A 25,039-nucleotide genomic window follows, 5' to 3' on the forward strand; every position below is an offset into this window, starting at 1 on the left:
TGGTTTACTATTTTCCGGAGGTGTTAATGCCTGTACTTTTCAGGGTGAAAGTTATTCCGCTGGTTTTACTTCTGGCAATGATCTTTGCGTTTTTACTTAACTGGCCAATATTGCTGCATTTTTACGAGATTTTGTCGCATTTAGAGCATGTCAAAATTGGTTTTGTCATTTCTATTCCCTTTGTTCTGGTTGCGGCGCTTAACGTTGTTTTTATGCCTTTCTCAGTTCGTTTTCTGCTGAAACCTTTCTTTGCTTTACTGTTTATCACTGGCTCACTGGTCAGTTATTCGACACTAAAATATAAAGTAATGTTTGATCAAACGATGATTCAAAACATTATTGAAACTAACCCCCAGGAAGCGCATTCCTATCTTAATGGCTCAATTATTATATGGTTCGTCTTTACCGGTATCCTTCCTGCCATCCTCCTTTTTTCAATAAAAATTCAATATCCTGAAAAATGGTATAAAGGCATTGCTTACCGTTTGCTCTCCGTGCTGGCATCGTTGAGTTTGATTGCAGGTGTTGCCGCACTTTATTATCAGGATTATGCCTCTGTCGGCCGCAATAACTCGACATTGAATAAAGAGATCATCCCGGCGAACTACGCTTACAGCACTTTCCAGTATGTTAAGGATACGTACTTTACGACTAAAGTGCCTTTCCAGACGCTGGGGAATGATGCTAAACGCGTCGTCGCTCACGAAAAACCCACGCTGATGTTCCTGGTGATTGGCGAAACGGCACGCAGCCAGAATTTCTCGATGAACGGTTATTCGCGTGATACCAATGCCTTTACCAGCAAATCCGGCGGCGTTATTTCGTTTAAAAATATGCATTCCTGCGGTACCGCTACCGCAATATCCGTTCCGTGCATGTTCTCGAATATGAATCGCACCGAGTACGACAGTAAAAAAGCATCTAACAGTGAAAATTTCCTCGACATCGTGCAGAAAACCGGTGTCTCGCTGTTATGGAAAGAGAACGATGGCGGTTGTAAAGGCGTATGTAGCCGCATCCCGACTGTCGAAATTAAGCCTAGTGATAACCCGAAACTGTGCGATGGCAAAACGTGCCATGACGAGGTGATGCTGGAAAACCTTGATGATGAAATCGCCAAAATGCCAGGTGATAAGCTTGTCGCCTTCCATATCATTGGCAGCCATGGACCGACTTATTACCTGCGTTATCCGGCTGAGCATCGCCACTTCATGCCCGAATGTGCACGTAGCGATATCGAAAACTGTACTCAGGAACAATTGGTCAACACCTACGACAACACCCTTCGTTATACAGACTATGTATTAGCTGAGATGATTGAAAAGCTAAAAAATTACAGCGATCAGTACAACACCGTGCTGCTTTATGTGTCCGATCATGGTGAATCATTGGGCGAAAGCGGGCTATATCTGCACGGCACGCCGTACAAACTGGCACCGGATCAGCAGACGCATATTCCGATGCAGGTCTGGATGTCACCGGGCTTTATCGCCGGGAAACACATCAACATGTCTTGCCTTGAAAATAATGCGGCGAAAAAATCATATTCCCACGACAACCTGTTCTCATCGATTTTGGGGCTGTGGGACGTAAGCACCAGCGTCTATAATCCTGACCGCGATTTGTTCCGCGAATGCCGTGGCTAATCGATTGTTAGTATAACAAAAAGCCTTACGGCAACCTGGTTGCCGTAAGCTGCAAGAATGCAATAAGGCTTATAATATGAAACAACTTACTTTCAACGACCTACGCAAGCAAAGCGCACAAGCCGCAAATTCCCCCCGCTTACGTGCCCATCATAATTTCCACCCTGAATTGAGCGACCCGGTGCAGCGTCTGGCTATTGCTATGGAACCGGGAACTTATGTTCGCCCTCATCGCCACCCGCATACTTTTGAACTGCTGACATCCCTTACCGGTCGCTTTTTGGTATTGAACTTTGATGACCTGGGTAACCTGACCCAGCGCGTCGTGTTAGGTGAGGACTGTAAAGTGCTGGAGATGGATGCAGGCACCTGGCATACCGTATTGTCACTGGATGAAGGCGGCGTTATTTTTGAGGTAAAACACGGTAGGTACCAGCCTGTTGCTGATCAAGATGCCGCCCCATGGGCCCCCGCCGAAAACGAGCCGGGAACTGCAGAGCTGATGAAATGGTACACACAGGCGCAAGTAGGTGATGGCGGATATCCGCGGTAATTAATGCGTTGCACGGAGTGCCATTCTCTCCTTCGCGCCAACTTCAAAGGCTAAGACGCTTCCTCCCAAATCACCTACTCGTAAACCTGTGGCAAGAGTAGAGGCACTGTTGCAAATAGTCGGTGGTGATAAACTTATCATCCCCTTTTGCTGATGGAGCTGCACATGAACCCATTCAAAGGCCGGCATTTTCAGCGTGACATCATTCTGTGGGCCGTACGCTGGTACTGCAAATACGGCATCAGTTACCGTGAGCTGCAGGAGATGCTGGCTGAACGCGGAGTGAATGTCGATCACTCCACGATTTACCGCTGGGTTCAGCGTTATGCGCCTGAAATGGAAAAACGGCTGCGCTGGTACTGGCGTAACCCTTCCGATCTTTGCCCGTGGCACATGGATGAAACCTACGTGAAGGTCAATGGCCGCTGGGCGTATCTGTACCGGGCCGTCGACAGCCGGGGCCGCACTGTCGATTTTTATCTCTCCTCCCGTCGTAACAGCAAAGCTGCATACCGGTTTCTGGGTAAAATCCTCAACAACGTGAAGAAGTGGCAGATCCCGCGATTCATCAACACGGATAAAGCGCCCGCCTATGGTCGCGCGCTTGCTCTGCTCAAACGCGAAGGCCGGTGCCCGTCTGACGTTGAACACCGACAGATTAAGTACCGGAACAACGTGATTGAATGCGATCATGGCAAACTGAAACGGATAATCGGCGCCACGCTGGGATTTAAATCCATGAAGACGGCTTACGCCACCATCAAAGGTATTGAGGTGATGCGTGCACTACGCAAAGGCCAGGCCTCAGCATTTTATTATGGTGATCCCCTGGGCGAAATGCGCCTGGTAAGCAGAGTTTTTGAAATGTAAGGCCTTTGAATAAGACAAAAGGCTGCCTCATCGCTAACTTTGCAACAGTGCCGGACATAGATCCAAAACAAACCCCGGACGACGCAGCATATGCCTGGAGTAACATTGTAGACGACGCCAGAAGTAATCAGGCGGTACCGGCATTGTCCTTGTATTCAGGTAATCACTGGTCTACGGCAAAGGAAATTTTAAACTCAACCAGAAATCTGGAGTTGTGGATAATCTCTGCCGGGATGGGTTTTTTAAATTGTAGAGATCGGGTGCCCTCTTACGAGGCGACATTTCATCAAGTACCATTCAGGCATGATCTCTGGTGGAAAGCCATCACAAAATCACTAGGAAAGCATAACCGTTGCGCAACTATAAGCCAGTTAATGCAGTCCAGTCCGAATGATGAATATTTGATTGCGGCTTCGCCTGTTTATATTGCTGCTGTCCAGAATGACATCCTGAAGGGCATTGAGAGTTTGACTCATCCTCTTACGCAACTAACGATCGTGACATCAGGGGCATATGCTGGCCCACTTGAAGAATACTTAATTAAGAGTTCTTCGGTAATGACTCCAACTTATTGATAGTGTTTTATGTTCAGATAATGCCCGATGACTTTGTCATGCAGCTCCACCGATTTTGAGAACGACAGCGACGTCCGTCCCAGCCGTGCCAGGTGCTGCCTCAGATTCAGGTTATGCCGCTCAATTCGCTGCGTATATCGCTTGCTGATTACGTGCAGCTTTCCCTTCAGGCGGGATTCATACAGCGGCCAGCCATCCGTCATCCATATCACCACGTCAAAGGGTGACAGCAGTCTCATAAGACGCCCCAGCGTCGCCATAGTGCGTTCACCGAATACGTGCGCAACAACCGTCTTCCGGAGCCTGTCATACGCGTAAAACAGCCAGCGCTGGCGCGATTTAGCCCCGACGTATCCCCACTGTTCGTCCATTTCCGCGCAGACGATGACGTCACTGCCCGGCTGTATGCGCGAGGTTACCGACTGCGGCCTGAGTTTTTTAAATGGCGGAAAATCGTGTTGAGGCCAACGCCCATAATGCGGGCGGTTGCCCGGCATCCAACGCCATTCATGGCCATATCAATGATTTTCTGGTGCGTACCGGGTTGAGAGGCTGTGTATGTGAACTGTAACTGCCATGTTTTACGGCAGTGAGAGCAGAGATAGCGCTGATGTCCGGCAGTACTTTTACCGTTACGCACCACCCCGTCAGTAGCTGAACAGGAGGGACAGCTGATAGAAACAGAAGCCACTGGAGCACCTCAAAAACACCATCATACACTAAATCAGTAAGTTGGCAGCATCACCCGCAATCTATTCCGCCGGACTCATAATAACTGCAAATCAACATCGTCATATCGGCAGACCGGCCGCCAGTATTCTTTCACGTTGCTCGGCTGTCCGGGCAGGGTCTGACTGATTGTTAAATAATGCCCTGATTTCAGATGGTTTTTCTTCAAAGTGCGCCACTATGCGCCCGGTGAACCCACTCCGCTTAATTAGTACTGAATGGACTGGAGCAGACCCGATGAAAGTATCATTCTTTCACTGTCTGTCCCCGCTAAGTAACTCCTAAGTCTGGCTCATTAATCTGCGGTGGAAGCAGACTCACCCGATGAATACGGCAACAGTCATCCCAGGCAGGAAACAATGCGACCACAACAAAATACGTCCCCGGCTTTCCCGATGAATAAAGTTCCTGAAGTCACACTCTTTTTCTGGCTGATAAAAATGATGTCCACTACCGTGGGTGAAACAGCGGCAGACTTCCTGAATATGGATCTCAACTGGGGGCTGACTAATACCTCTCTGCTTACCGGCATATTGTTTGCCGTGGTACTGACCTTTCAGTTACGTGCGAATCGCTATATTCCGGCTCTTTACTGGTCAACTGTACTATTAATCAGCGTGTTCGGAACGCTGATCACTGACAACATGACCGACCACTTTGGAGTGCCGCTCGCGCTGTCAACATCGGTATTTGGCGGATTGCTGGTTCTGACATTCGGACTCTGGTACGCGAAGGAAAAAACCTTATCTATTCACAGCATCAACAGCCTGAAGCGGGAAACGTATTACTGGATCGCCATTTTGTTCACCTTCTCGCTGGGAACTGCCGCAGGAGACTGGGCAGCGGAAAGTCTGGGGCTTGGTTATCTGAATGCAGCCATTGTGTTTGGTGCGCTGATTGCGCTGACCGCGGTCAGTCGCTATCTGTTCAAAGCGAACAGCGTACTGTGTTTCTGGATTGCGTATATTTTAACCCGGCCTCTGGGAGCCTCTTGTGGTGATTTGTTATCTCAACCCCTTACCAGCGGTGGTCTGGGGCTTGGCACAACAGGAACCAGCATTTTGTTCCTGCTGACCATCACCAGTCTTATCGGTTACCTCACCTATAAAATGAAACTCGAAGAAATCAACAGATAAGACATTCAGTGCGGTACAGGTTGTACATCACCGGTATCGTGTTTATTCTTCGGTATATTTCGCTTATCCGTGAGCTATCAATCCTATGAGAATACTCCTTGTCGAGGACGATCCGATGGTTGGAGAGGTCGTCACCAGCTCGCTGAAAGACAACGCCTGGGCGGTAGACTGGGTTAAAAGCGGCAATGATGCCTGTGTCGGGTTTAGCACCTGGCAATATGATGTGATTTTGCTTGACCTAGGGTTGCCTGGCAAAGACGGCCTGACCGTGCTGGCCGAAATCCGCCAAAAAGCGCTTCCGGTGCCGGTGCTCATTCTGACCGCTCGCGACGCGCTCGAAGACAGGTTAAAAGGGCTCGACGGCGGTGCGGACGATTATATTCTCAAACCATTTGAAATGAGCGAGCTACTGGCCCGGATCCGCGCAGTCATTCGAAGAAACACTGGCAATGGAAACCCTGTCCTGAGTAATGGCGTACTGACGCTGGATCCGGTCACTCATGAAGCCAGCATTTCCGAAACCCAGCAAAAGTTTTTGCTCTCGAACCGCGAATACGCCCTGTTGGAAGCTCTGATGCTGCGTCCAGGAGGAATACTTTCCCGCAGCGCACTGGAAGACCGAATTTATGGCTGGGGTGATGAAGTCGAAAGTAATGCCATCGAATTTCTGATCCATGCGTTAAGAAAGAAGCTCGGGCGGGACGCGATTAAAAATGTCAGGGGAGTCGGATGGCTGGTTTCAAAAAACGGATGAAAACCTCCGTTCAGTTACGGTTATCACTGGCGCTGGGTATCGCTATCCTGCTTACCGCCGTTATTTCCGGAGGGATTACCTTTTATCTGGCGCTGGATGAAGCCAGGGAGCTTCAGGACGATACCTTAAAACAGATAGCTTACGTCACGAAGTCCCCCGGACATAACGCGCTGCCCGAAATAAAGGGGCAAAAGAGGGCCGACGAGGACAGCGATGGCAAAATACTGGTGGAATATCTCACCGTCTCGGGTACGCAAAACGATGACACAGGCATCACCTTTCATTTGCCCGCGCCCGTGAGGGAAGGTTTTCAGAACGCCACCATCACCGGTGTACAATATCGGGTTCTTGTTCACCGTCTGACGCCGGAACAGTTTGTGATTGTTGGTCAGCAGACCGAGGTCAGGGATGAAATCGCCTTTGCAAGCGCATTACGCACGCTGATCCCATTTATCCTGCTTTTACCTGTGCTGCTGCTGGTCACCACCGACCTGATAAAAAAATCCTTCCGGCCAGTGCTGAATCTTGCTGCAGGAGTATACCGGCGAGATGAACGGGATTTAACACCATTGAGGGATGATAACATACCGGACGAGATTCGCCCTTTCGTGGAAAGTATTAACAGACTTTTGCACAAAGTGAACAACACAATACAGGCACAAAAACGCTTCATTGCCGATGCCGCGCACGAATTACGCACCCCCCTGACGGCCCTGTCCCTCCAGGCTGAGCGGTTATCGGGTTCAGACATGTCGGCAGAGGCGCGTGAGCGTTTAGCCGCTCTGAGGCTGGGGTTGACGCGGGAAAAAAATTTGCTTGAGCAGCTATTATCTCTCGCCAGAGAGCAACAGCCTCTTCAGACGCAAGGGACAGAAGCGGTATCACTCAATGAAGTGTTTCGGCAGGTTATAGAGACCCTGCTCCCTCTGGCACTGGAAAAGGGTATTGATATCGGTGTGGTGGAAACCCCTTACCAGGCAGAGTCGCAGGTGATTACGGAAAAAAACACCCTGTACACGGCGCTCAAAAATCTGGTCGAAAACGCGATTCACTATATCCCTGAAAACGGGCAGATTGACCTGCGGTTACAGTTTATTGATAACAGCGCGGTGATTGATGTCGAGGATAACGGGCCGGGAATTGCAGCGGAACAAAGAGAACGAGTATTTGACGCATTCTACCGGCCTGCAGGCACCGAAAAACCTGGCTCAGGGTTGGGCTTGTCTATTGTAAAAGCATGCGTGCACCGGCTGGGAGGAACAATCATTCTTGCGCCATCCTCACACTTTCCATCCGGGTTGAGGGCAAGGATAATCCTGCCGGTTGAAAGCCACTCCGGGTAAACCAATATTCAGTTCGCTCAGTTTTCCCTAAGTTAACGCCGCTATGCTGTCCTTAACAAACAAGGAGGACAATCACATGAACATAAAGACGTTAAAAAATGATACGGTGGAAACCGTGTCATTTCTGGTGAAGGCTCTGTTTTTCGTTGTAAGAAAGATATATCTGAAGCCGGCAGTCGCGGTATGTCCGCTGCCGCAGACACTGGCGGAGTGCCGGATATACGCAGCACGGAGTATCTGCTAATTTCTGATGCCATGTCTTAACCCGGTCGTTATTTAGTGTGATGGTGCCAGTAAAATATTTGATGACGTTAAACGTAATAGACCTGAAAAAGAAACCATCACTTTGCAGGTAATGACTCCAACTTATTGATAGTGTTTTATGTTCAGATAATGCCCGATGACTTTGTCATGCAGCTCCACCGATTTTGAGAACGACAGCGACTTCCGTCCCAGCCGTGCCAGGTGCTGCCTCAGATTCAGGTTATGCCGCTCAATTCGCTGCGTATATCGCTTGCTGATTACGTGCAGCTTTCCCTTCAGGCGGGATTCATACAGCGGCCAGCCATCCGTCATCCATATCACCACGTCAAAGGGTGACAGCAGGCTCATAAGACGCCCCAGCGTCGCCATAGTGCGTTCACCGAATACGTGCGCAACAACCGTCTTCCGGAGCCTGTCATACGCGTAAAACAGCCAGCGCTGGCGCGATTTAGCCCCGACGTAGCCCCACTGTTCGTCCATTTCCGCGCAGACGATGACGTCACTGCCCGGCTGTATGCGCGAGGTTACCGACTGCGGCCTGAGTTTTTTAAATGGCGGAAAATCGTGTTGAGGCCAACGCCCATAATGCGGGCGGTTGCCCGGCATCCAACGCCATTCATGGCCATATCAATGATTTTCTGGTGCGTACCGGGTTGAGAAGCGGTGTAAGTGAACTGCAGTTGCCATGTTTTACGGCAGTGAGAGCAGAGATAGCGCTGATGTCCGGCAGTGCTTTTGCCGTTACGCACCACCCCGTCAGTAGCTGAACAGGAGGGACAGCTGATAGAAACAGAAGCCACTGGAGCACCTCAAAAACACCATCATACACTAAATCAGTAAGTTGGCAGCATCACCCTAGCGTTCCCGTTGTCAGGGGGGCCGGGTAATGATATTCATCATTTCTGCAGCCTCCTTATTCACACCATGTCACCCGATTTCATTCGTCTCCGGAGAGTCGGTTTCCGGAACAGCGGAAGAAAAAGCAGACCTGACGAGGGTCTGCTTTCAGTTCCTGAGACTCATCAGATGGCGTTAAGCCACACCATCCCGTATTTTTGCTCACGCGCTTCGAACGCCTGGCGTCCCCCTTCAAGCACATCACATATAGCCTTGCACATACTGTTTGGCGCCCCGTGATCTCCGTATTCCAGCGCCCCGCTACGGTAACTGATGACTTCATCATTATTGGCCGCGATGATGACCTGTTCAGCATCACAGTTAACCACCAGGTTGGCGTTATGCGTCACGATGATGACCTGCCGGTACTGTTTTATTTTTCTGAAAAGTGGGACCAGACTATGCATGATGAATTCATTGTCCAGGTCATCTTCCGGCTGATCAAATACAAACGGCGATCCGAAGGCATCTGCCGCCAGTTTAAGGCAGACATAGAAGGTCCCCCGTTGCCCGGCTGACAGTTTTTCCACGGTTTTACCTTTATCTTCAAATTCCGCCCTGACGTTCAGATAGCGCTGGATCTGCTCCGGACTGAACAGATAACTGAGAAGTGCATCCGGTCCCTGACTGTTAAAATATTCGTCGCGCCAGAAAAACGCCTCGAGGGTCAGTTTATTGTCCGGGCATTCCGGCAGAACCAGCATGGGTTCATTTGCCAGCAGGGCCCGGAACTCATCAATGCTGCTGATCCTGAACACCTCCCGCAGCCTGTCCTGGGTAGTCAGCTCCCCGGTCGCCCTGAACCGGCCCCGGTTCAGATAACTGAGCATCCCGTTGTAAAAGGCCGTGACATCAAAGTGAGGCTGGCCGTAAATGCGGATATCCGTAAGAATGTCCTGTATCAGGGCCTGCTGATCCTGCGTCAGATGCGGTTTTGTGGTCAGCGATGCGAAAGCCGTGTCGATCACGCCCTGTCTGGACAGCAATCCATACATGAATTCAGCCGCAAGCCTGGCGCGTTGTTCCAGTCCGCTCCAAGACGGTATGCATGAAGGGTTTCTGCCAGGCTAATCCTGGCTCTCGTTAATCTGGATATGTACCGGAAGACCCGCGTCATAACAGGTCTGATACAAGTCAGCCACCTGCAGGGGATCGCCTTCCATTATCTGACGTATTCCACCTGCATTCGTCACTTGCAGACAGGTGGAGCCGTCGAGCCGGATCACGTAGGCTGCCTGACAGATACGGTGAAGGCTGTCACCGAGAAAAACCTCCACCGCCTCACCGGTTGTCGACTCGCGCAAGGGCAGACTGTGCACCTTCAACTGGCGCTGGCGGGAGATTTCGTCATCACGGGCTGCCTGATAAAGCGGTTCCGCCACATCGCGTCCGGCCCCGGTCAGCTCCACGGCCAGCTGCTGGTTAGGCGCGCGCAGGGTGCGCAGCCAGCCCGCTGCTTCCATGCGCCGGCAGGAGGCGCGCAGGTTCGGCCCGTACACCGGGGCGTCCCCGCCCTGTTCCAGCACCCGCTCAATATCCCGCGTGGCCACCGGCCCCGGACGTTTCGAATCCAGGGCGGCCAGCACAATCAGCACCCGCCGCTGCAGCGGTGACGGGCGTCGCGCCTGTGTCATTGCTTATCCGTCTCCGGCCAGATGAGTTTTCTGAGACGCTGATGATCGACGTCAATGAGCGCTTTGGTTTGTTCGTAATTTTTCATTGGCGCACCAGTAATCGCCAGTTCATACCAGAATTGCAGAAGGGTGCTGGCCATACTCGATTCGCTGATGTATTTAGCGCCCTGACTGTCCAGCTCGCATTCACGGATACGTTCTTCCGCTATCCGGGTCAGCTGCTCATAGCTGAGTGAAAAATTCACTTCTTTCTCATCCATCCTGCACGCTCCGTCTGATAATGTCCGGTTTAGTCAAAAATCATACTTCATATGATTCATGTATTAACTGTAGAATATCATATCAGATATGATTATTATGAATAACGATAAATATCACACACAGTATGATTTTATGCGTTTTGTTTATTTATCATATTTCTTACCGTTTTCCCGCCACGCAGATCCGAAAAGATGCTTAGGCGGTTCTTTTGCGGCTGACATTCTTTTGAGTTTTAATGACGTGATATAGCAAGCCCACACAGAGGGAAAGAGGAATGAGCCAGCAACTGCGCAAGCGGTCTGACATTGAGAAAAAGGTTGCGGCCGGAGAGGCTGTTAAGGAACAGCCGCGTCAGCTAATCAGGGACACTATCACCGGGAAAATCATTTCTAACGAGCGGGTGCCTGAAACGCTCCCGGCCTGCCTGATAGCGATGCAGTCGAATACGCTTGTCTACAACGATGTAGATGTGGAGGCCTTTCAGCGGGAAGTCCGTCAGCAGGTATCACAGATACTGGACGCCATCAGGGATGAGCGATTTGAAAATGCCGGCATAGCCTATCAGCAGTTTATAGACCAGTATGATGCGTGTTTCGAAACGCCTTCCGTGGATGTACTTGGTGAGGTGAAACGACGTGGTATAGATCTTTATGCGGTGCTGGAACATCAGGGAACCCGTCTTACGGCAGAAATGTGCGTTGGAGGTAGTCATGATCGAGCGTCTGAACGCAGCTTTAATGCCGTCACCGAGGCTCATATCAATCTGTTGTTCTATATGCTCACGCTGAATCTGGCGATCCATAACAAGATTGATAATGTCCAGAAACAGCTACGTACTAAACTCGGTTTTCTGGAAGAGCGGCTCAGAACGTTGCTTAACGAGTACATCTATGCAAATCAACTTGGCCGGATCGTTCTGGACGGGTTACATGCAAGCGAGACCCTTTATGGCTGGATTTTGCTTGAAAAAAATGACCTGGATGCTGCCCGGTTGATTTATAAGAATGATTTAAAGCTGAATAACGAAATGAAGTTTGCCGAGCTTCATGCAGAGGTGATGAGCATCTACCAAAAGAGATACACATCTGAAACGCCTGAAGATCTTCGGAATAGAGCTTTCTCAAGGTGTGGGTTATCCGAAGACAGAGCACAATTCGCTTTTAAGCTGTGTTATTACCTTCACCAGACAGGACAGATTAGGAAGTATATCGATGAGCTGACGCTGGGTGCTGATAACAACGACACGAGTGACGCTACCGTGGATGTCCGGTCCCTCCTGGTTCCCTCTGCATCCGGGCTCGCAACTCAATGAAAGACGAAATAGCACGACAGATCGCCGGACTTATTGAGCTGAACAAATTTAATGGCTATACGCTGGTCAGCGGAGAAGACTGGCAGAAGCCTACAGTCACCGAAATCCTGCTGGTCCGGGGATTTATCCCCCTGACTGACAACCAGCTGGCTAACCGACTGGATGTGGACGAACGCACCATCCGTAAGTGGAAATCAGGAGAGACCAGTATGGTGTACACCACCTGGTGCTGCCTGTGCTGGCTGGCTGGGCTGGGGATGCCGCTCGATAACATTATCAGTGGCTGAAGATTCGCTTCCAGATGCGTCTGAAAATGAATCGTCTCTGATATCGGCAGCGGGAACGGATGATATGAGGGAGACGGTCATAGTTTTTCCAGAACAATGTCCAGCCCTGATACCCCTTGACCACTAATAGGATGAAGCAGCCGGCTTTGAAGATGCCATATGCGATGGCGGTGAGGATTAGAAATACAGTCATACGATTTTCCTTATGTAAAACTGTATTTAGAAAATCCGATGCGGCCTTTAAGGCCGGACTGTAAAAAAACCTGAAAAAAGTTTCTCTTTCCTCTTTGTTGCTATTACTGGCTTTGTCAGCCTTGAATTTTGCTTTTTATGCAATATTCCCCTAATGACAACTATCCAGAATTTTTTTGTGCTTCTGCAAAAATCCTTCTTCTCTTCTCCTGAGATCCGAAACTCATTGAGTCGGAAGACTGGGTACCTCTTCAGAACGCAGAATCACCTGAGTTACCAGAACAGCAGACGTAAAAAAGGCCGCTGAAGCGGCCTGATTAAATTATCCGGGCTATTCACTCAGCCTGGAAGTTTTTCAAGGAACTGGAGGACTGCCTTCTGGTATGCAGTCCAGTTTTTAGCGCTTTCCCACGGGGTTGAACCGTCGTTATAAAAATAAATATCGCTATCGAGTAATCCCGGAGCACCTGCAAGAAGATGATCACCGTAATCAGCGTATTCCGCGCCGTGGCCACCGGCCTGCGCCATAAATCCCAGAGGTTTATATTCACGATTAAGAAGCAGATATTTACCGGGTTCATGTTCTCGGACAGAGTACGGCAAATTGAATCGCATTAGCCATTTCATGGCATCGGTCTTACTGTTTCTGATTTTAAATCCGCGAAAATCATTTTCAAAACAATGTACTACCGTTTCAAGTCTGCTCTTTAGCGTTTGCATGTATCATCCTTTGTGCATTTGCCACGATGGGAATTAATTGCTTACAGCGCAGCTTCGAGGATACAGGATTCAGACAGTTACTTATAGCGATGCCTGAGAGAATGGCCAGTACATCTGACAACGCAGCAGGCTGAATTCCCGGATGTTGAATAATGACCCTCAATGCCACTCCCACCTTCAGCGCCTGTGGAACTGTCGTTCCACTCCTCGTCACGTCCGGTTCCGTGAGAGCGCTGGACCTGCTCCGGACTGAACTGATAGCTGAGGAGTGCCTCTGGTCTCTGACTGTTAAAATAATTGTCTCGTCAGAAAAACGCCTCAAGGGTCCGGATATTCCGGCATAACCAGCATGGGGTCATTTGCCTGTAGGGCCTGGAACTCATCAATGCAGCTGATCCTGAACACCTCCCGCGGTCTGTCGACGGTAGTCAGCTCCTTGTCGATTATTTATTCCTTTGTTTGTGACATCTACTTCTGATACCAGAGCAAAAATCTAATCCATATGTATATGAAATAATTTGTTGTTTAAAAAATGAGATTTAATATCCTTAGCCAGGACACCAGAATATACCTGGTAGAATGCACGAGCATATTGATTTTTTCGTGTATCAGTGGTTAAAACCGGACGGTATGCATATTTCAGAAACATCTAATCACCTAAATTTTTCAGTAAGTTACACATAACCCCCCCACTATTAAGAATTACTCTCAACACTATTTGTATCGTGCAGTATCAGGAATGATCGTGGTTGCTGACACAATAACGAAAATCCTGCATTTTTGTAATCGACCTCATCTATCACTACATTATTGCAACTTATTGGACACATTTAATCATGTGCTTAACAATGTACTTGCAAGTGAGTTTTTATCTCATACAAAAAAATGATTGTTTTCAATAGTCGAAATTTCTCATCAAGGCTCTGATTTGATAAGAAATAATTAATTATCAGTGTATTATCGGGGTTAAGGTGAACTATGTTCGGATTAGATGCCTTCCATTTGGCCAGGGTACAGTTTGCATTTACTGTTTCCTTCCACATTATTTTCCCAGCAATAACCATTGGTCTGGCCAGTTTCCTGGCCGTGCTCGAAGGGTTATGGTTAAAGACACGAAATGACACTTACAAGGAGCTCTATCACTTCTGGTCAAAAATTTTTGCAGTAAACTTTGGTATGGGTGTTGTTTCCGGTCTGGTTATGGCTTATCAGTTTGGTACCAACTGGAGTGGCTTCTCACAGTTTGCAGGGAGTATCACCGGTCCATTGCTGACCTACGAAGTTCTGACTGCGTTCTTCCTTGAAGCGGGTTTCCTTGGTGTCATGCTGTTTGGCTGGAATCGTGTTGGCCCCGGTCTGCACTTCTTTGCTACCTGTATGGTGGCGCTGGGGACACTGTTTTCCACGTTCTGGATCCTGTCATCCAATAGCTGGATGCAGACTCCACAGGGTTATGCCATCGAGAATGGTGTTGTTATCCCTGTAGACTGGCTGAAAATTATCTTTAACCCTTCCTTCCCGTTCCGCCTGTTACATATGTCCACTGCGGCTTTCCTTGCAAGCGCTTTTTTTGTCGGAGCATCAGCAGCATGGCATCTGCTAAAAGGCAATGATACTCCCGCTATTCGCAAAATGTTCTCTATGGCATTGTGGATGGCATTAATCGTTTCCCCGATCCAGGCCGTTATCGGTGATGCGCATGGTCTGAATACTCTTGAGCACCAGCCGGCAAAAATCGCTGCGATTGAAGGACACTGGGAAAATAAACCTGGTGAAGCAACCCCTCTGGTTCTGTTTGGCCTGCCAGATATGAATGCAGAAGAGACGAAGTACAAAATAGAGGTCCCTTATCTTGGCAGTATTATCCTTACACACAGCCTTGATAAGCAGGTGCCTGCCCTGAAGAGTTTCCCTAAAGAAGATCGTCCTAACTCCACTATCATATTCTGGTCTTTCCGCGTAATGGCTGGCTTAGGGATGCTGATGATTCTTCTCGGGGTGGTCAGCGTATGGCTGCGCTGGCGGAAACGTCTCTATACATCTAAACCGTTCCTCTATTTTTCTCTCTTCATGGGGCCTTCGGGACTGATTGCGTTACTGGCCGGTTGGTTCACAACTGAAATAGGTCGTCAACCATGGGTCGTTTATGGCGTACAGCGAACGAAAGATGCTGTTTCTGCACATGGCGATTTACATATGTCAATCAGCTTACTGGCGTTTCTTCTTGTTTACACCTCAGTCTTTGGCGTCGGTTATATATATCTCGTACGTCTGATCAAAAAAGGGCCTGTACATGCTGAGGAGCATCAGGAGGTAACGGATGGAACACCTGCCCGTCCTCTGTCAGCGGTAAATGAGGGTTTGGCAACACGTGGGAGAGACAAATAATGGGTATTGATCTGTCAATTATCTGGTTTGTCATCATCGTCTTCGCTACGTTGATGTATATAGTGATGGATGGATTTGATCTGGGAATCGGTATTTTGTTCCCGTTTCATAAGCACGATGTCGATCGCGATACAATGATGAATACCGTTGCGCCGGTATGGGATGGCAACGAAACCTGGATGGTACTGGGGGGAGCGGCATTGTACGGCGCGTTTCCTCTGGCTTACGCTGTTATCATTGATGCTCTTAGTATTCCGCTTACCGCAATGTTACTTGGGCTTATCTTTCGTGGTGTGGCCTTCGAGTTTCGTTTTAAAGCAATCCCGGAACATCGACCTATCTGGGACAAAGCATTTATAGTCGGCTCTGTACTGGCCACTTTCAGTCAGGGTGTTGCAGTCGGAACCTTATTAAATGGATTGAGTGTGTCCGGACGTGCATTTAGCGGTTCTGCATTGGTTTGGCTCGCCCCGTTCCCTCTGTTCTGCGGATTGGGACTGGTACTGGCCTATGCCCTGCTGGGTTGCACCTGGCTGATTATGAAAACAGAAGACTCGCTTCACCGCAGGATGTCAGAGCTTGCAACTCCGTTAACCATTGGTTTACTGGCAGTTATTGCAATTATCAGTGTCTGGACCCCATTGACTCATCCTGAGATTGCCAGTCGCTGGTTCAGTATGCCAAATGTCATCTTTTTCCTGCCTGTACCATTGCTGGTCCTTGTTTGTTGCTGGGGTATCGTTCGCAGTGTTTATAGCCGTCGATCCAGCTTTGGTCCCTTTATGCTGACGTTAGGATTAATCTTCCTTGGTTTCAGTGGTCTTGGGATCAGTATCTGGCCATATATCATACCGCCTTCTGTAACCATCTGGCAGGCCGCGTCACCTCCTCAGAGTCAGGGCTTTATGCTAATAGGTGGCTTGTTGATTATCCCTGTAATCCTGATGTACACCTGCTGGAGTTACTATGTATTCCGGGGGAAGGTAAAAACTGGCGACGGTTATCACTAATGGTGAGGTCAATGGAGAAACTTAAATGAAAACCGTTGATGAAACACCTCGTCCATTCTGGAAAAAATTGATGTGGCTGGTGATTATCTGGGCTGTCAGTGTAATGGCGTTGGGGGTCGTTGCCACAATATTCAAATTGCTAATGACAGCCGCTGGGATGAAAACTCACTAACGTTTAAATCGGGTTACCTCTGGTAACCCGATTTTCTTAGTATCAAAAAGACATGTTTATGGTCAATTTCTCTGGTCAGAAGTGATTTAAATTTCTGACCATGAACTTGTACAACTTTCCTTCAGATATAATTCAGATAACGGTGTAAAAAGGAGAATGCTTACATACGAGCTTTGTAGAGCTCAATAATCTCCGAAAGGCTTGCCTGACGAGGATTGGTTAAAGAACAAGCATCATTTAGTGCATTTTGTGCCATAAATGCAAGTTTATCCTCCGTTACACCAAGATCAGCCAGGCGTTGATTCGTACCGACTTTTTGCGACAACATCTCAATTGCTTCGATAGCAGAATTAATGGCCTGCTCCTGAGTCATTGTTGAGACATCAATCCCCATTGCCCGGGCGATTTCAACAAAACGATCGGGAACCTTTTTCGCATTAAATCGGGATACTTCACCCAGCAGGATCGCATTACACAAACCGTGAGACAGATTATAAACGCCACCTAACTGGTGAGCCATTGAATGGACATAACCAAGAGACGCGTTTGAAAATGCCATTCCAGCCAGATATTCACCATATTGCATGGCATCACGTGCTTCGCGGTTTTGGCCATCATCTACAACGTCTTTAAGATTATTAACAATAATTTCAATTGCTTTGATAGCACAAGCATCAGTAACAGGCGTAGCTGCTGTTGATACATACGCTTCAATTGCATGAGTTAAGGCATCCATACCTGTAGTTGCCGTAAGGAACGCAGGCATTGCGACCATAAGTTCAGAATCGTTAACCGCAATGATAGGCGTAAAGTGCTTATCCACTACCGGGTATTTAGTTTCATCTTCCTGGTTAGTGACGATTGCAAATACGGTCATTTCCGATGCCGTACCCGCTGTCGTATTTACAGTAACTAATGGTAATTGTGGTTTTTTGGACAGATGCACACCTTTCGAGTAATCCCGAATATGCCCACCATTAGTGGCCACCAATGCAATACCTTTAGCTGTATCGTGAGAAGACCCCCCACCAAAGGAAATGACAAAATCAGCATTACTTTTTGCAAGCAAGGCTAAACCGTCATCAATATTTTTCTCTGTTGGATTAGGTTGAACACCATCAAATATTGCATAACTAATTTTATGCGCCTCAAGCTCATCTGTCAGTTTGTTAACCAGTCCCGTGTCAGCCAAAACACGGTCAGTGACGATCAGCGCTTTTTTTAACTCCCTTGAAACAAGTTCATCCCCTAAAAGACGAATAGCATTAAGTCCCATTAGGGTTACAGGCGGCATATAAAATACATTACTCATAGTTAATATCCTTTCGTCAGTTTAAATATTAGAGAGGGCATTTTAAATCTTGATAGCCTTGTTGTTTCTGTGTGTACATCATCTGCTTCATATACTATACGGCAGTATAGTAACTGGCAATACCAATACTGTTGATAAGGATTAAAAAAAGATAAACACTTGATTTTTATCTGAAAATATTTTTTGATGTTTGATGAGGACTTGGGTTATCACTTCTGAGTAGTAACCTGTTGCGTGCGGGAAATATCTTCAGACAGGTCAGGTGACAACGCCGTACAGAATGGGCCTATACAGTGCTGTGGCCAGTCTCCAGTACCAGAACTGTCAGTTAGTACTGGTTTTCCGAACAGTGGGCGATTCTGCCCTATCGCCTGGACCGGTCTTGCGACGGTTTACAATTACAGATATCTGTAGGGTGAGGCGGCACCTGGAACACTGGTGCCGAGAATGATTACTGGATCAGAAAACTCAGGGCAGTATGTACTGCGCATGATAACGAAATTATCGCACCTGAACTGATGACAGCATTTGTCGTAGTGGTATACAAAGCAGAAATTTGTTTTGGCTGAACGACACTGGACTCCTGGGACATAGTCAGGGAATGAGTAGTATCTGTGGACTGGCTATGCCGTTCGGTTGGTGTTCATAATGACATCCAGCAGTGACCGGGTTTACCGGTCAGTTGCTATTTAAGATAGGCGCGAACCAGTTCAATCGTATCGTCAACTGATTTACTGACTTCATGGCTATAGTTGTCATTCTGGTCAAAGGTTTCTCGTATGTGACTCTCCAGAACCTCAGCCATCAATCCGTTAGATGCGCCACGAACGGCAGCAATTTGCTGGAGAATGGCGCGGCATTCAGCACCATTTTCAAGTGCTCTTTCCAGAGCATCAATCTGCCCTCTGATGCGGCGAACCCGTGTCAGTACCTTTTTTTTCTCTTCCGGAGTACTGGGCATTTCTTACCTCACTATCTTTAAGTTGATATACTGCATCGGAGTATGCATTATCCGATCAATGAATGTATACCTCCCATGTAGTATACAAACATAACAGAGCACATACCGATAAGCTTTATTTATAAAATAAAACAACTGGTTATATTATTGGCAAAATACAGGCTGAAGGGTGTGATATTAGCCCAAAAGCATGGTCAAAAAAAGCGCGTCGCAAACACTGATTTTCGATATCAAGCCACTTCCTGTTAGCGCATATTGCTTTAGCAGGCTAAATCCTCTTCCTTTTGTCCGAACATCGTCTGGTACCGTCATAGTCTGTGGGAGCTGTGTTCTGGTGTTCGGGCGTACAGACACAACCCAGCCACTATAAATGCATGATAGTGACATCAGGCCATTTATCTGCCAGGTACTCAGCAACCAGCCGTCTGTGGCAATGATGTGGTTTATGTTCGCTACACAATAAGCAAGCATCAGCAAACTGACTCTTTTCGAGCGTTTCGATATGTCTTTTTGTAATCAGATCGATGAAATCCGAAGAATATATATCCCAGTCTCCTTTCTGTAATTTGTATCGCTCAAACATTTCCCGCGTCGGGGCAAGATCTGGCATATGTGCGTAATCGATATCACACAGAGTACGGGCAAAGAACTTCAGATCGTCCTGTTTTGCAAAACCTGCCAGCTGAGAGCGATTATTGAGACGCACATCCAGAATACGTCTTGCTCCGGATTCCTTCAGACGCGTAAAAAAATCCTCCGCCGAAGATTGTGTGAAACCAATCGTAAATAGTTTCATCAGGTTCTCCTTACCACCTGCATAACAGTGATGTTTAACACTGGATAAGATTTGGTGTTTTTGCTGTGCCCTGGTACAACAGGTTTCTTATCACGTATTTTTTCAGGTAGTTACAATGACAGGTAAAATGTTCAGGGGATATACCAGTAGCGTGACAGTGTCGTCATTCACGCTATGACGACACTGTCCTTTTACCAGTTCCGTGACAACTCCCGGGCAATAAACGGTGCCGTGCGGCTTTCACAAACCTGTGATACCTGGGCGGGTGTACCTTCTGCAACCAGGTTGCCTCCCTCATGACCTGCTCCGGGACCAATGTCCATAACCCAGTCAGCCTGCACGACTGCACGCATATCGTGTTCAATCACAACTACGGTATTCCCTGTCTCAACAAGACGCTGCAACTGCACAAGCAGACGGTCGGCGTCTGACGCATGGAGTCCGGTGGTCGGTTCATCCAGAACATACAGCGTATGGCCACGTTGGCTACGTTGCAGTTCGGTTGCCAGCTTTATCCGTTGAGCTTCTCCTCCGGATAACTCAGTGGCTGGTTGACCCAGACGCAGATATCCCAGACCGATTTCGCCCAGCAGGCGCAGAGGTCGCGCCACGGGTTCTACATCAGCAAAGAAGCTGCAGGCTTCATCCACTGTCATCTGCAAGACTTCCGCAATGTTTCGCTCCTTCCAGCGAACCCTGAGCGTATCCGGGTTATAGCGTGCGCCATGACATGTCGGACAAGGGGCATACACACTGGGCATAAACAAGAGTTCAACGCTGACGAACCCTTCACCCTCACAGGTTTCACAGCGACCTTTTGCCACATTGAAAGAAAACTGTCCGGCATCATAATGATAGTTTTTAGCAGCAGGTGTTCCGGCAAAGAGCTTACGAATATGGTCAAACAGTCCGGTATATGTCGCCAGGTTAGAACGCGGTGTCCGGCCTATCGGTTTCTGGTCAACCTGCACCAGACGTTTGATCAGTCCGGTGTCGCCTGTCAGCGTACCGTAAGTTTTCTCAGTAACGGTTGGTCCCTCAGCATCACTGCCCTCGGATAACACGTCTTCTGGTTCATGGCCAAGCGAGGAAAGCACCAGCTCAGGTAAGGCCTGAGCAATCAGACTAGACTTTCCGGAACCCGAAATACCTGTAACAGCGGTCAGTACCCCCAGAGGAATACAGGCGTCCAGTCCCTTCAGGTTGTGACGGTGAATATCCTGTAATTTTAACCATCCTGCTGGCTGTCGGGCGTATGATTGTGGTGGCCTGATTTCATCAAACAAATACCGCGCCGTTCTGGATTCAGCAATAGCTTTCAGACCTTCAGGTACACCACTGTAGAGAATATGACCGCCCTGTTCTCCTGCAGCGGGTCCCACATCAACCAGCCATTGCGCCCGTCGCATCAGGTCAAGATCATGCTCAACGACAAACACTGAGTTTCCGGCATCCCGCAGGTTCTCCAGAGCATCGTAAAGTGCATGGCTGTCTGCAGGGTGCAGGCCTGCTGATGGTTCATCGAGAACATAGACGACCCCAAACAACATGGAGCTAAGCTGAGTGGCAAGACGCAATCGCTGGAGTTCCCCTGCGGAGAGTGTTGGCGTTGTTCTGTCTAATGTCAGATAACCAAGTCCCAGTTTCTGCAACTGATACAGCCGGTCCATAACACCTCTGGTCAGTCGTTGAGCAGCCAGTCGTTTCTCTGTCGATAATGCTGAGGTCCGGCGGACATCCGGCGTTACAGAATGGACTGCTCTGCCGGAACCTGCGCGTTCTGTCCGGTCCCGGCGGGTGATATCCCTGTCAGTATCAGCCCCGGCATGATGCGTACTGAAATCCCCCCGGGAGATAGGAAGAAGCAACTCAGCCAGCTGGTCTAAAGGCATCTGCATAAACTCACCGATGTCCACTCCAGCAAAAGTGACTGACAATGATTCCGGTTTAAGCCTTTTTCCGTGGCAGACAGGACACAGTTTACCTTCCATAAAACTGGAGACGCGTTTCCTCATCAGTGCACTTTGGGTGTGTGCAAAGGTATGCAGAACATAACGTCGCGCCCCTGTAAACGTCCCCATATAACCCGGAGTCATTTTTTCCCTGACTGCGACACGTGTGTCTTCCGGGCTGAGTCCGGGGTAGACCGGCACCGTCGGGGTATCTTCAGTAAACAGGATCCAGTGTCGCTCTTCTTCAGATAACTCTTTCCAGGGGATATCGACGTCATAGCCCAGTGTCACCAGAATGTCGCGAAGATTTTGTCCGTGCCAGGCAGGTGGCCAGGAGGCAATGGCTCTGTCCCGGATACTGAGTGACGGATCAGGTACCATCAGTGCTTCTGTCACATCATAGATATGTCCGAGACCATGGCAGGATGGACATGCTCCCTGAGGCGTGTTAGGAGAAAAATCCTCAGCATAGAGCATAGGTTGTTCTGCCGGATAGGCTCCCGCCCGGGAATACATCATGCGCACCAGGCTCGATAAGGTGGTCACACTGCCGACAGAAGAGCGTGCATTGCTGGTTCCTCGCTGTTGTTGAAGGGCAACTGCAGGGGGGAGTCCATCAATGGCATCCACATCCGGAACACCGGCTTGATCAATGAGGCGCCGCGCATACGGGGCAACCGATTCAAAGTAGCGTCGTTGCGCCTCAGCATAAATGGTTCCAAAAGCCAGTGAAGACTTACCGGAACCAGAGACCCCCGAAAAGACAACAAGTGCATCACGCGGAACAGAGACATCCACCTCTTTAAGGTTGTGCTCCCTGGCACCACGTACCACAACAGAATTACTGGCGTCTGTCAGGGTTGGGGGGGCACCAAAAAGTTTCTTTGACATAGTTTAATCCTGTAATACGTAAATCAACTTTACTTCTGACGCTGGTTACGTTGAATGGCGTTAACCGATGTGCCGAACCATTAGTTAAGAAGGAATAATGACAAAAGGGATTTATGCAGCAGTAAGCGGATTGCCTGCGCCGGCGCCGGTGATTAAATAAGGAATGCCGCTGATGTTTCAGCGGCATCAGTAAGGTTCAGGTATCACTCTTCTGAGCGGGAATGGACCGCACTCTTATCCGGATCAGGTGATTTACCTCCCGTGATAATGCGGGCTCCCCTGTATCCGATACTGTGGTTCCAGATCCAGCTGATAGCGACACTCAACCGGTTTCTGGTTCCGATCAAAAAATACAGGTGGATAATTTTCCAGAACCACCACGCCATGGCTCCCCGGAGTTTTAACCGTCCCATATCAACCACAGCCAGTCCGCGACCGATGGTCGCCAGGTTCCCCTGATGCCGGTACCGGAAAGGTTTCAGGACAGGTTTTTCATCCTTTAAACGGGACTGGATCAGTTTAGCCACATACTGTCCTTCCTGTTTTGCGGCCGGAGCAATGCCCGGGATCATCCTGCCGTCCTCTCCGGTCACGGCCGCGGTATCACCTATTACAAATATTTCAGGGTGTAACGGGAGCGTGAGATCAGCTCCCACGATAACCCGACCAGCCCGATCAGCTTCCGTCTTGAGCCAGCGTGCAGCCGGAGAAGCAGTGACGCCTGCTGCCCAGATGATCGTTTTGGCAGGAAGAGGTTGCCCACCATATACTACGCCTTCGGCAGAGCATTCCGTTACCGGTTGGCCAAAACTGACTTCCACTCCCAGTTTCTCCAGGGACTGACGGGTATATTCCGATAATGACTCCGGGAAGGCAGTGAGCAATCGTTGTCCGGCTTCAACCAGAATAATTCTGGTCTCTGTCGGATCAATAGAACGGAAATCATTTTTCAGCGTTTTCCTTGCCAGTTCGGCAATGGTCCCGGACAGCTCAACGCCTGTCGGTCCCCCCCGACAATGACGAATGTCTGGTAGGCAGCCCGTAACGCGGGATCAGTGGTATTCTCAGCTTGTTCAAAAGCGGAAAGGATCCGTGCGCGCAGGGTCGTGGCATCATCCAGGTTCTTCAGTCCCGGCGCAAACTGTTCCCACTCATCATGACCGAAATAAGCGTGCGTGGCCCCAGTGGCAACGACAAGCGTGTCATAATCAATTCGGGAACCATCTTTCAGCAGAACCTCCCGTGAATCGGTATCCACATCCTGGACCTCGGCCATCAGGGTACGTACATCCTCACGATGACGAAACAGAGAGCGAACGGGCCAGGCAATTTCTGCTGATGGCAGTGATGCGCCAGCGACCTGATAAAGTAAAGGCTGAAACAGATGGTGGTTACTCCGGTCAATGATTGTGATCGAAACGCCCGGCTCTTCCAGTTCTCTGACAACGGAGAGTCCACCGAACCCAGCCCCTATCACGACAACATGATGTTTTTGATCGCAGAAATGTACCATAACCATAATTCCTGAATTTAGCGCGTCAGTGCTGCTGCATGATGTGCAATGTGGTCGCCAATGTAGCTGGAGATAAAGTAATAGCTGTGATCGTGTCCCGGACGCAGGTTAAGCGTCAACGGATGACCGGTGTCCTCACAAACGCTCTTCAGTCTCTCCGGCTGAAGCTGAGTCTTCAGAAACTCATCATTCAGTCCTTGGTCTACAAGCAGAGGTAGCCTTTCCTGCGCTTTACGGATCAACTCAACCGTGTCGTACTGCTTCCAGTATTCCCGATCATCACCCAGATAAGCAGACAATGCATTTTCTCCCCAGGGCACCTGAGAAGGTGCGACGATCGGTGAGAATGCGGATACACTCTGATAGCGGCCCGGGTTTCTGAGCGCAATCATCAGGGCGCCATGTCCGCCCATCGAATGTCCACTGATACTTCTTTTATCAGACGCCGGGAACCATTCTTCAATCAGGGACGGGAGCTCGTTTACCACATAGTCATACATTTTGTAATGTGTCGCCCAGGGCTCCTGGGTTGCATTAACATAGAATCCGGCCCCCTGACCGAGAGCGTAGTCAGGATCATCAGGAATATCGGTGCCACGCGGACTGGTGTCTGGTGCCACAATCATGATCCCATGCTCTGCGGCATAACGCTGAACGCTCGATTTGGTAATAAAATTCTGTTCCGTACAGGTCAGACCGGAAAGCCAGTAGAGTACCGGTACATTACCGTTAAGCGCCTGGGGTGGAGTATAAACACCAAATTTCATCGTGCAGCCAAGCGTGCCAGACTCATGCTGATAAACTTCCTGCCACCCATCAAAGCTGGCATGATGTTCAAGACGTTCCATAATTTTCTCCGTATAACGACAGG

23 protein-coding genes and 3 pseudogenes are annotated in these 25,039 nt (G+C 49.0%); 12 read left to right on the forward strand and 14 right to left on the reverse strand.

Going from position 1 to position 25,039, the window contains the following annotated elements:
* The first annotated feature begins 26 nt into the window (after nt 1-26).
* From G0034_RS11885 to G0034_RS11900, 4 genes are all read left to right on the forward strand, one after another.
* Complete coding sequence (locus G0034_RS11885; RefSeq protein ID WP_001572373.1) at nt 27-1,646, forward strand: phosphoethanolamine--lipid A transferase MCR-9.1; 1,620 nt, start codon at nt 27-29, stop codon at nt 1,644-1,646.
* Nucleotides 1,647-1,722: 76 nt separating this feature from the next.
* The gene (locus G0034_RS11890) at nt 1,723-2,199 is read left to right on the forward strand and encodes a WbuC family cupin fold metalloprotein (RefSeq protein ID WP_001572372.1); all 477 of its coding nucleotides are present in this window, start codon (nt 1,723-1,725) and stop codon (nt 2,197-2,199) included.
* A gap of 165 nt (nt 2,200-2,364) precedes the next feature.
* The gene (locus G0034_RS11895; RefSeq protein WP_001067855.1) at nt 2,365-3,069 is read left to right on the forward strand and encodes an IS6-like element IS26 family transposase; all 705 of its coding nucleotides are present in this window, start codon (nt 2,365-2,367) and stop codon (nt 3,067-3,069) included.
* A gap of 5 nt (nt 3,070-3,074) precedes the next feature.
* The gene (locus G0034_RS11900; protein ID WP_048221193.1) at nt 3,075-3,644 is read left to right on the forward strand and encodes a hypothetical protein; all 570 of its coding nucleotides are present in this window, start codon (nt 3,075-3,077) and stop codon (nt 3,642-3,644) included.
* On the opposite strand, the gene G0034_RS11905 is transcribed toward G0034_RS11900, so the two are convergent.
* Together G0034_RS11905 and G0034_RS23365 are read right to left on the reverse strand one after the other, a co-directional pair.
* Nucleotides 3,638-4,335 (reverse strand): IS1-like element IS1B family transposase gene (locus G0034_RS11905; RefSeq protein WP_223822560.1). Its coding sequence is split into 2 segments (ribosomal slippage): nt 3,638-4,086 and nt 4,086-4,335, totalling 699 coding nucleotides; the frame shifts between segments, so codons are not numbered across the junction. The two genes, G0034_RS11900 and G0034_RS11905, sit on opposite strands and share 7 nt — an antisense overlap.
* Before the next feature lie 100 nt (nt 4,336-4,435).
* Nucleotides 4,436-4,543 (reverse strand): annotated as a pseudogene (locus G0034_RS23365) (ExeA family protein); the annotation flags it as partial.
* Nucleotides 4,544-4,732: 189 nt separating this feature from the next.
* On the opposite strand from G0034_RS23365, the gene G0034_RS11910 reads away from it, so the two are divergent.
* The 3 genes from G0034_RS11910 to G0034_RS11920 all read left to right on the forward strand — a co-directional run bounded on the left by G0034_RS11910 (nt 4,733) and on the right by G0034_RS11920 (nt 7,606).
* Entirely contained in the window at nt 4,733-5,509 is a 777-nt protein-coding gene (locus tag G0034_RS11910; protein WP_001805638.1) for a COG4705 family protein, read from the forward strand.
* 85 nt (nt 5,510-5,594) lie between these two features.
* The gene (locus G0034_RS11915; RefSeq protein ID WP_003026030.1) at nt 5,595-6,263 is read left to right on the forward strand and encodes a response regulator; all 669 of its coding nucleotides are present in this window, start codon (nt 5,595-5,597) and stop codon (nt 6,261-6,263) included.
* Nucleotides 6,239-7,606, forward strand: a complete 1,368-nt coding sequence (locus G0034_RS11920) for an ATP-binding protein (RefSeq protein ID WP_000896835.1) — start codon at nt 6,239-6,241, stop codon at nt 7,604-7,606. The genes G0034_RS11915 and G0034_RS11920 overlap by 25 nt, the downstream gene beginning before the upstream one ends.
* 366 nt (nt 7,607-7,972) lie before the next feature.
* On the opposite strand, the gene G0034_RS11925 is transcribed toward G0034_RS11920, so the two are convergent.
* From G0034_RS11925 to G0034_RS11940, 4 genes and pseudogenes are all read right to left on the reverse strand, one after another.
* A protein-coding gene (locus tag G0034_RS11925) for an IS1-like element IS1B family transposase (protein WP_095033700.1) occupies nt 7,973-8,670 on the reverse strand; the annotation gives its coding sequence in 2 pieces (ribosomal slippage) (nt 7,973-8,421 and nt 8,421-8,670; 699 coding nt in all).
* A 222-nt stretch (nt 8,671-8,892) separates the two neighbouring features.
* Nucleotides 8,893-9,795, reverse strand: a pseudogene (locus G0034_RS11930) (TrlF family AAA-like ATPase); the annotation flags it as partial.
* Nucleotides 9,796-9,834: 39 nt separating this feature from the next.
* Nucleotides 9,835-10,401 carry a hypothetical protein gene (locus G0034_RS11935; RefSeq protein ID WP_022646508.1) on the reverse strand — a complete coding sequence of 189 codons (567 nt, stop codon included), beginning with the start codon at nt 10,399-10,401 and terminating at the stop codon, nt 9,835-9,837.
* The gene (locus G0034_RS11940) at nt 10,398-10,661 is read right to left on the reverse strand and encodes a hypothetical protein (RefSeq protein ID WP_022646507.1); all 264 of its coding nucleotides are present in this window, start codon (nt 10,659-10,661) and stop codon (nt 10,398-10,400) included. Before G0034_RS11940 ends, G0034_RS11935 begins: the two co-directional genes overlap by 4 nt.
* A 275-nt stretch (nt 10,662-10,936) precedes the next feature.
* Between G0034_RS11940 and G0034_RS11945 the strand changes: the two genes are divergently transcribed.
* Nucleotides 10,937-11,974 (forward strand): hypothetical protein, encoded by a 1,038-nt coding sequence (locus G0034_RS11945; protein ID WP_022646506.1) that lies wholly within the window; start codon nt 10,937-10,939, stop codon nt 11,972-11,974.
* The gene (locus G0034_RS11950) at nt 11,971-12,261 is read left to right on the forward strand and encodes a helix-turn-helix domain-containing protein (RefSeq protein ID WP_007372364.1); all 291 of its coding nucleotides are present in this window, start codon (nt 11,971-11,973) and stop codon (nt 12,259-12,261) included. Before G0034_RS11945 ends, G0034_RS11950 begins: the two co-directional genes overlap by 4 nt.
* A 531-nt stretch (nt 12,262-12,792) precedes the next feature.
* On the opposite strand, the gene G0034_RS11955 is transcribed toward G0034_RS11950, so the two are convergent.
* Nucleotides 12,793-13,173, reverse strand: a complete 381-nt coding sequence (locus G0034_RS11955) for a hypothetical protein (RefSeq protein WP_007372363.1) — start codon at nt 13,171-13,173, stop codon at nt 12,793-12,795.
* A gap of 978 nt (nt 13,174-14,151) precedes the next feature.
* Here G0034_RS11955 and G0034_RS11960 point away from each other — a divergent pair.
* From G0034_RS11960 to G0034_RS11970, 3 genes are read left to right on the forward strand one after another with little or no spacing between them, the layout of a single operon-like run.
* A complete protein-coding gene (locus G0034_RS11960) occupies nt 14,152-15,561 on the forward strand; it encodes a cytochrome ubiquinol oxidase subunit I (protein ID WP_007372362.1) in 1,410 nt (469 codons plus the stop codon).
* Complete coding sequence (cydB, locus tag G0034_RS11965) at nt 15,561-16,571, forward strand: cytochrome d ubiquinol oxidase subunit II (RefSeq protein WP_007372361.1); 1,011 nt, start codon at nt 15,561-15,563, stop codon at nt 16,569-16,571. The genes G0034_RS11960 and cydB overlap by 1 nt, the downstream gene beginning before the upstream one ends.
* 25 nt (nt 16,572-16,596) lie before the next feature.
* Nucleotides 16,597-16,743 carry a DUF2474 domain-containing protein gene (locus tag G0034_RS11970; RefSeq protein ID WP_000859348.1) on the forward strand — a complete coding sequence of 49 codons (147 nt, stop codon included), beginning with the start codon at nt 16,597-16,599 and terminating at the stop codon, nt 16,741-16,743.
* Nucleotides 16,744-16,903: 160 nt separating this feature from the next.
* Here the strand turns inward: G0034_RS11970 and G0034_RS11975 are convergent, their stop codons facing one another.
* The 7 genes and pseudogenes from G0034_RS11975 to fghA form a co-directional block, all read right to left on the reverse strand.
* Nucleotides 16,904-18,055, reverse strand: a complete 1,152-nt coding sequence (locus tag G0034_RS11975; RefSeq protein WP_007372360.1) for an iron-containing alcohol dehydrogenase — start codon at nt 18,053-18,055, stop codon at nt 16,904-16,906.
* A gap of 685 nt (nt 18,056-18,740) precedes the next feature.
* On the reverse strand, nt 18,741-19,016 hold the full coding sequence (gene frmR / locus G0034_RS11980; RefSeq protein WP_001141269.1) for a formaldehyde-responsive transcriptional repressor FrmR: 276 nt from the start codon (nt 19,014-19,016) through the stop codon (nt 18,741-18,743).
* Nucleotides 19,017-19,380: 364 nt separating this feature from the next.
* Nucleotides 19,381-19,812 (reverse strand): DUF488 domain-containing protein, encoded by a 432-nt coding sequence (locus tag G0034_RS11985; protein ID WP_000765646.1) that lies wholly within the window; start codon nt 19,810-19,812, stop codon nt 19,381-19,383.
* Between the two features lie 191 nt (nt 19,813-20,003).
* Entirely contained in the window at nt 20,004-22,655 is a 2,652-nt protein-coding gene (locus tag G0034_RS11990) for an excinuclease ABC subunit UvrA (RefSeq protein WP_000038427.1), read from the reverse strand.
* A 203-nt stretch (nt 22,656-22,858) separates the two neighbouring features.
* A complete protein-coding gene (locus G0034_RS23650) occupies nt 22,859-23,227 on the reverse strand; it encodes a hypothetical protein (RefSeq protein WP_502706671.1) in 369 nt (122 codons plus the stop codon).
* 21 nt (nt 23,228-23,248) lie between these two features.
* Nucleotides 23,249-24,174: pseudogene (locus G0034_RS23540) on the reverse strand (NAD(P)/FAD-dependent oxidoreductase); the annotation flags it as partial.
* An 11-nt stretch (nt 24,175-24,185) separates the two neighbouring features.
* Nucleotides 24,186-25,016 (reverse strand): S-formylglutathione hydrolase, encoded by an 831-nt coding sequence (gene fghA, locus G0034_RS12000; protein ID WP_000440264.1) that lies wholly within the window; start codon nt 25,014-25,016, stop codon nt 24,186-24,188.
* Between the last annotated feature and the right edge of the window lie 23 nt (nt 25,017-25,039).

It is taken from the genome of Enterobacter sp. T2, from assembly GCF_010692925.1.
In the GTDB taxonomy this organism is placed as follows: Bacteria; Pseudomonadota; Gammaproteobacteria; order Enterobacterales; family Enterobacteriaceae; genus Enterobacter; species Enterobacter kobei.

Coding starts and splice junctions, on each gene's coding strand:
- G0034_RS11885 (WP_001572373.1), top strand. CDS start 27: ATGCCTGTACTTTTCAGGGTGAAAGTTATTCCGCTGGTTTTACTTCTG.
- G0034_RS11890 (WP_001572372.1), top strand. CDS start 1,723: ATGAAACAACTTACTTTCAACGACCTACGCAAGCAAAGCGCACAAGCC.
- G0034_RS11895 (WP_001067855.1), top strand. CDS start 2,365: ATGAACCCATTCAAAGGCCGGCATTTTCAGCGTGACATCATTCTGTGG.
- G0034_RS11910 (WP_001805638.1), top strand. CDS start 4,733: ATGCGACCACAACAAAATACGTCCCCGGCTTTCCCGATGAATAAAGTT.
- G0034_RS11915 (WP_003026030.1), top strand. CDS start 5,595: ATGAGAATACTCCTTGTCGAGGACGATCCGATGGTTGGAGAGGTCGTC.
- G0034_RS11920 (WP_000896835.1), top strand. CDS start 6,239: ATGGCTGGTTTCAAAAAACGGATGAAAACCTCCGTTCAGTTACGGTTA.
- G0034_RS11935 (WP_022646508.1), bottom strand. CDS start 10,401: ATGACACAGGCGCGACGCCCGTCACCGCTGCAGCGGCGGGTGCTGATT.
- G0034_RS11940 (WP_022646507.1), bottom strand. CDS start 10,661: ATGGATGAGAAAGAAGTGAATTTTTCACTCAGCTATGAGCAGCTGACC.
- G0034_RS11945 (WP_022646506.1), top strand. CDS start 10,937: ATGAGCCAGCAACTGCGCAAGCGGTCTGACATTGAGAAAAAGGTTGCG.
- G0034_RS11950 (WP_007372364.1), top strand. CDS start 11,971: ATGAAAGACGAAATAGCACGACAGATCGCCGGACTTATTGAGCTGAAC.
- G0034_RS11955 (WP_007372363.1), bottom strand. CDS start 13,173: ATGCAAACGCTAAAGAGCAGACTTGAAACGGTAGTACATTGTTTTGAA.
- G0034_RS11960 (WP_007372362.1), top strand. CDS start 14,152: ATGTTCGGATTAGATGCCTTCCATTTGGCCAGGGTACAGTTTGCATTT.
- cydB (WP_007372361.1), top strand. CDS start 15,561: ATGGGTATTGATCTGTCAATTATCTGGTTTGTCATCATCGTCTTCGCT.
- G0034_RS11970 (WP_000859348.1), top strand. CDS start 16,597: ATGAAAACCGTTGATGAAACACCTCGTCCATTCTGGAAAAAATTGATG.
- G0034_RS11975 (WP_007372360.1), bottom strand. CDS start 18,055: ATGAGTAATGTATTTTATATGCCGCCTGTAACCCTAATGGGACTTAAT.
- frmR (WP_001141269.1), bottom strand. CDS start 19,016: ATGCCCAGTACTCCGGAAGAGAAAAAAAAGGTACTGACACGGGTTCGC.
- G0034_RS11985 (WP_000765646.1), bottom strand. CDS start 19,812: ATGAAACTATTTACGATTGGTTTCACACAATCTTCGGCGGAGGATTTT.
- G0034_RS11990 (WP_000038427.1), bottom strand. CDS start 22,655: ATGTCAAAGAAACTTTTTGGTGCCCCCCCAACCCTGACAGACGCCAGT.
- G0034_RS23650 (WP_502706671.1), bottom strand. CDS start 23,227: ATGATCCCGGGCATTGCTCCGGCCGCAAAACAGGAAGGACAGTATGTG.
- fghA (WP_000440264.1), bottom strand. CDS start 25,016: ATGGAACGTCTTGAACATCATGCCAGCTTTGATGGGTGGCAGGAAGTT.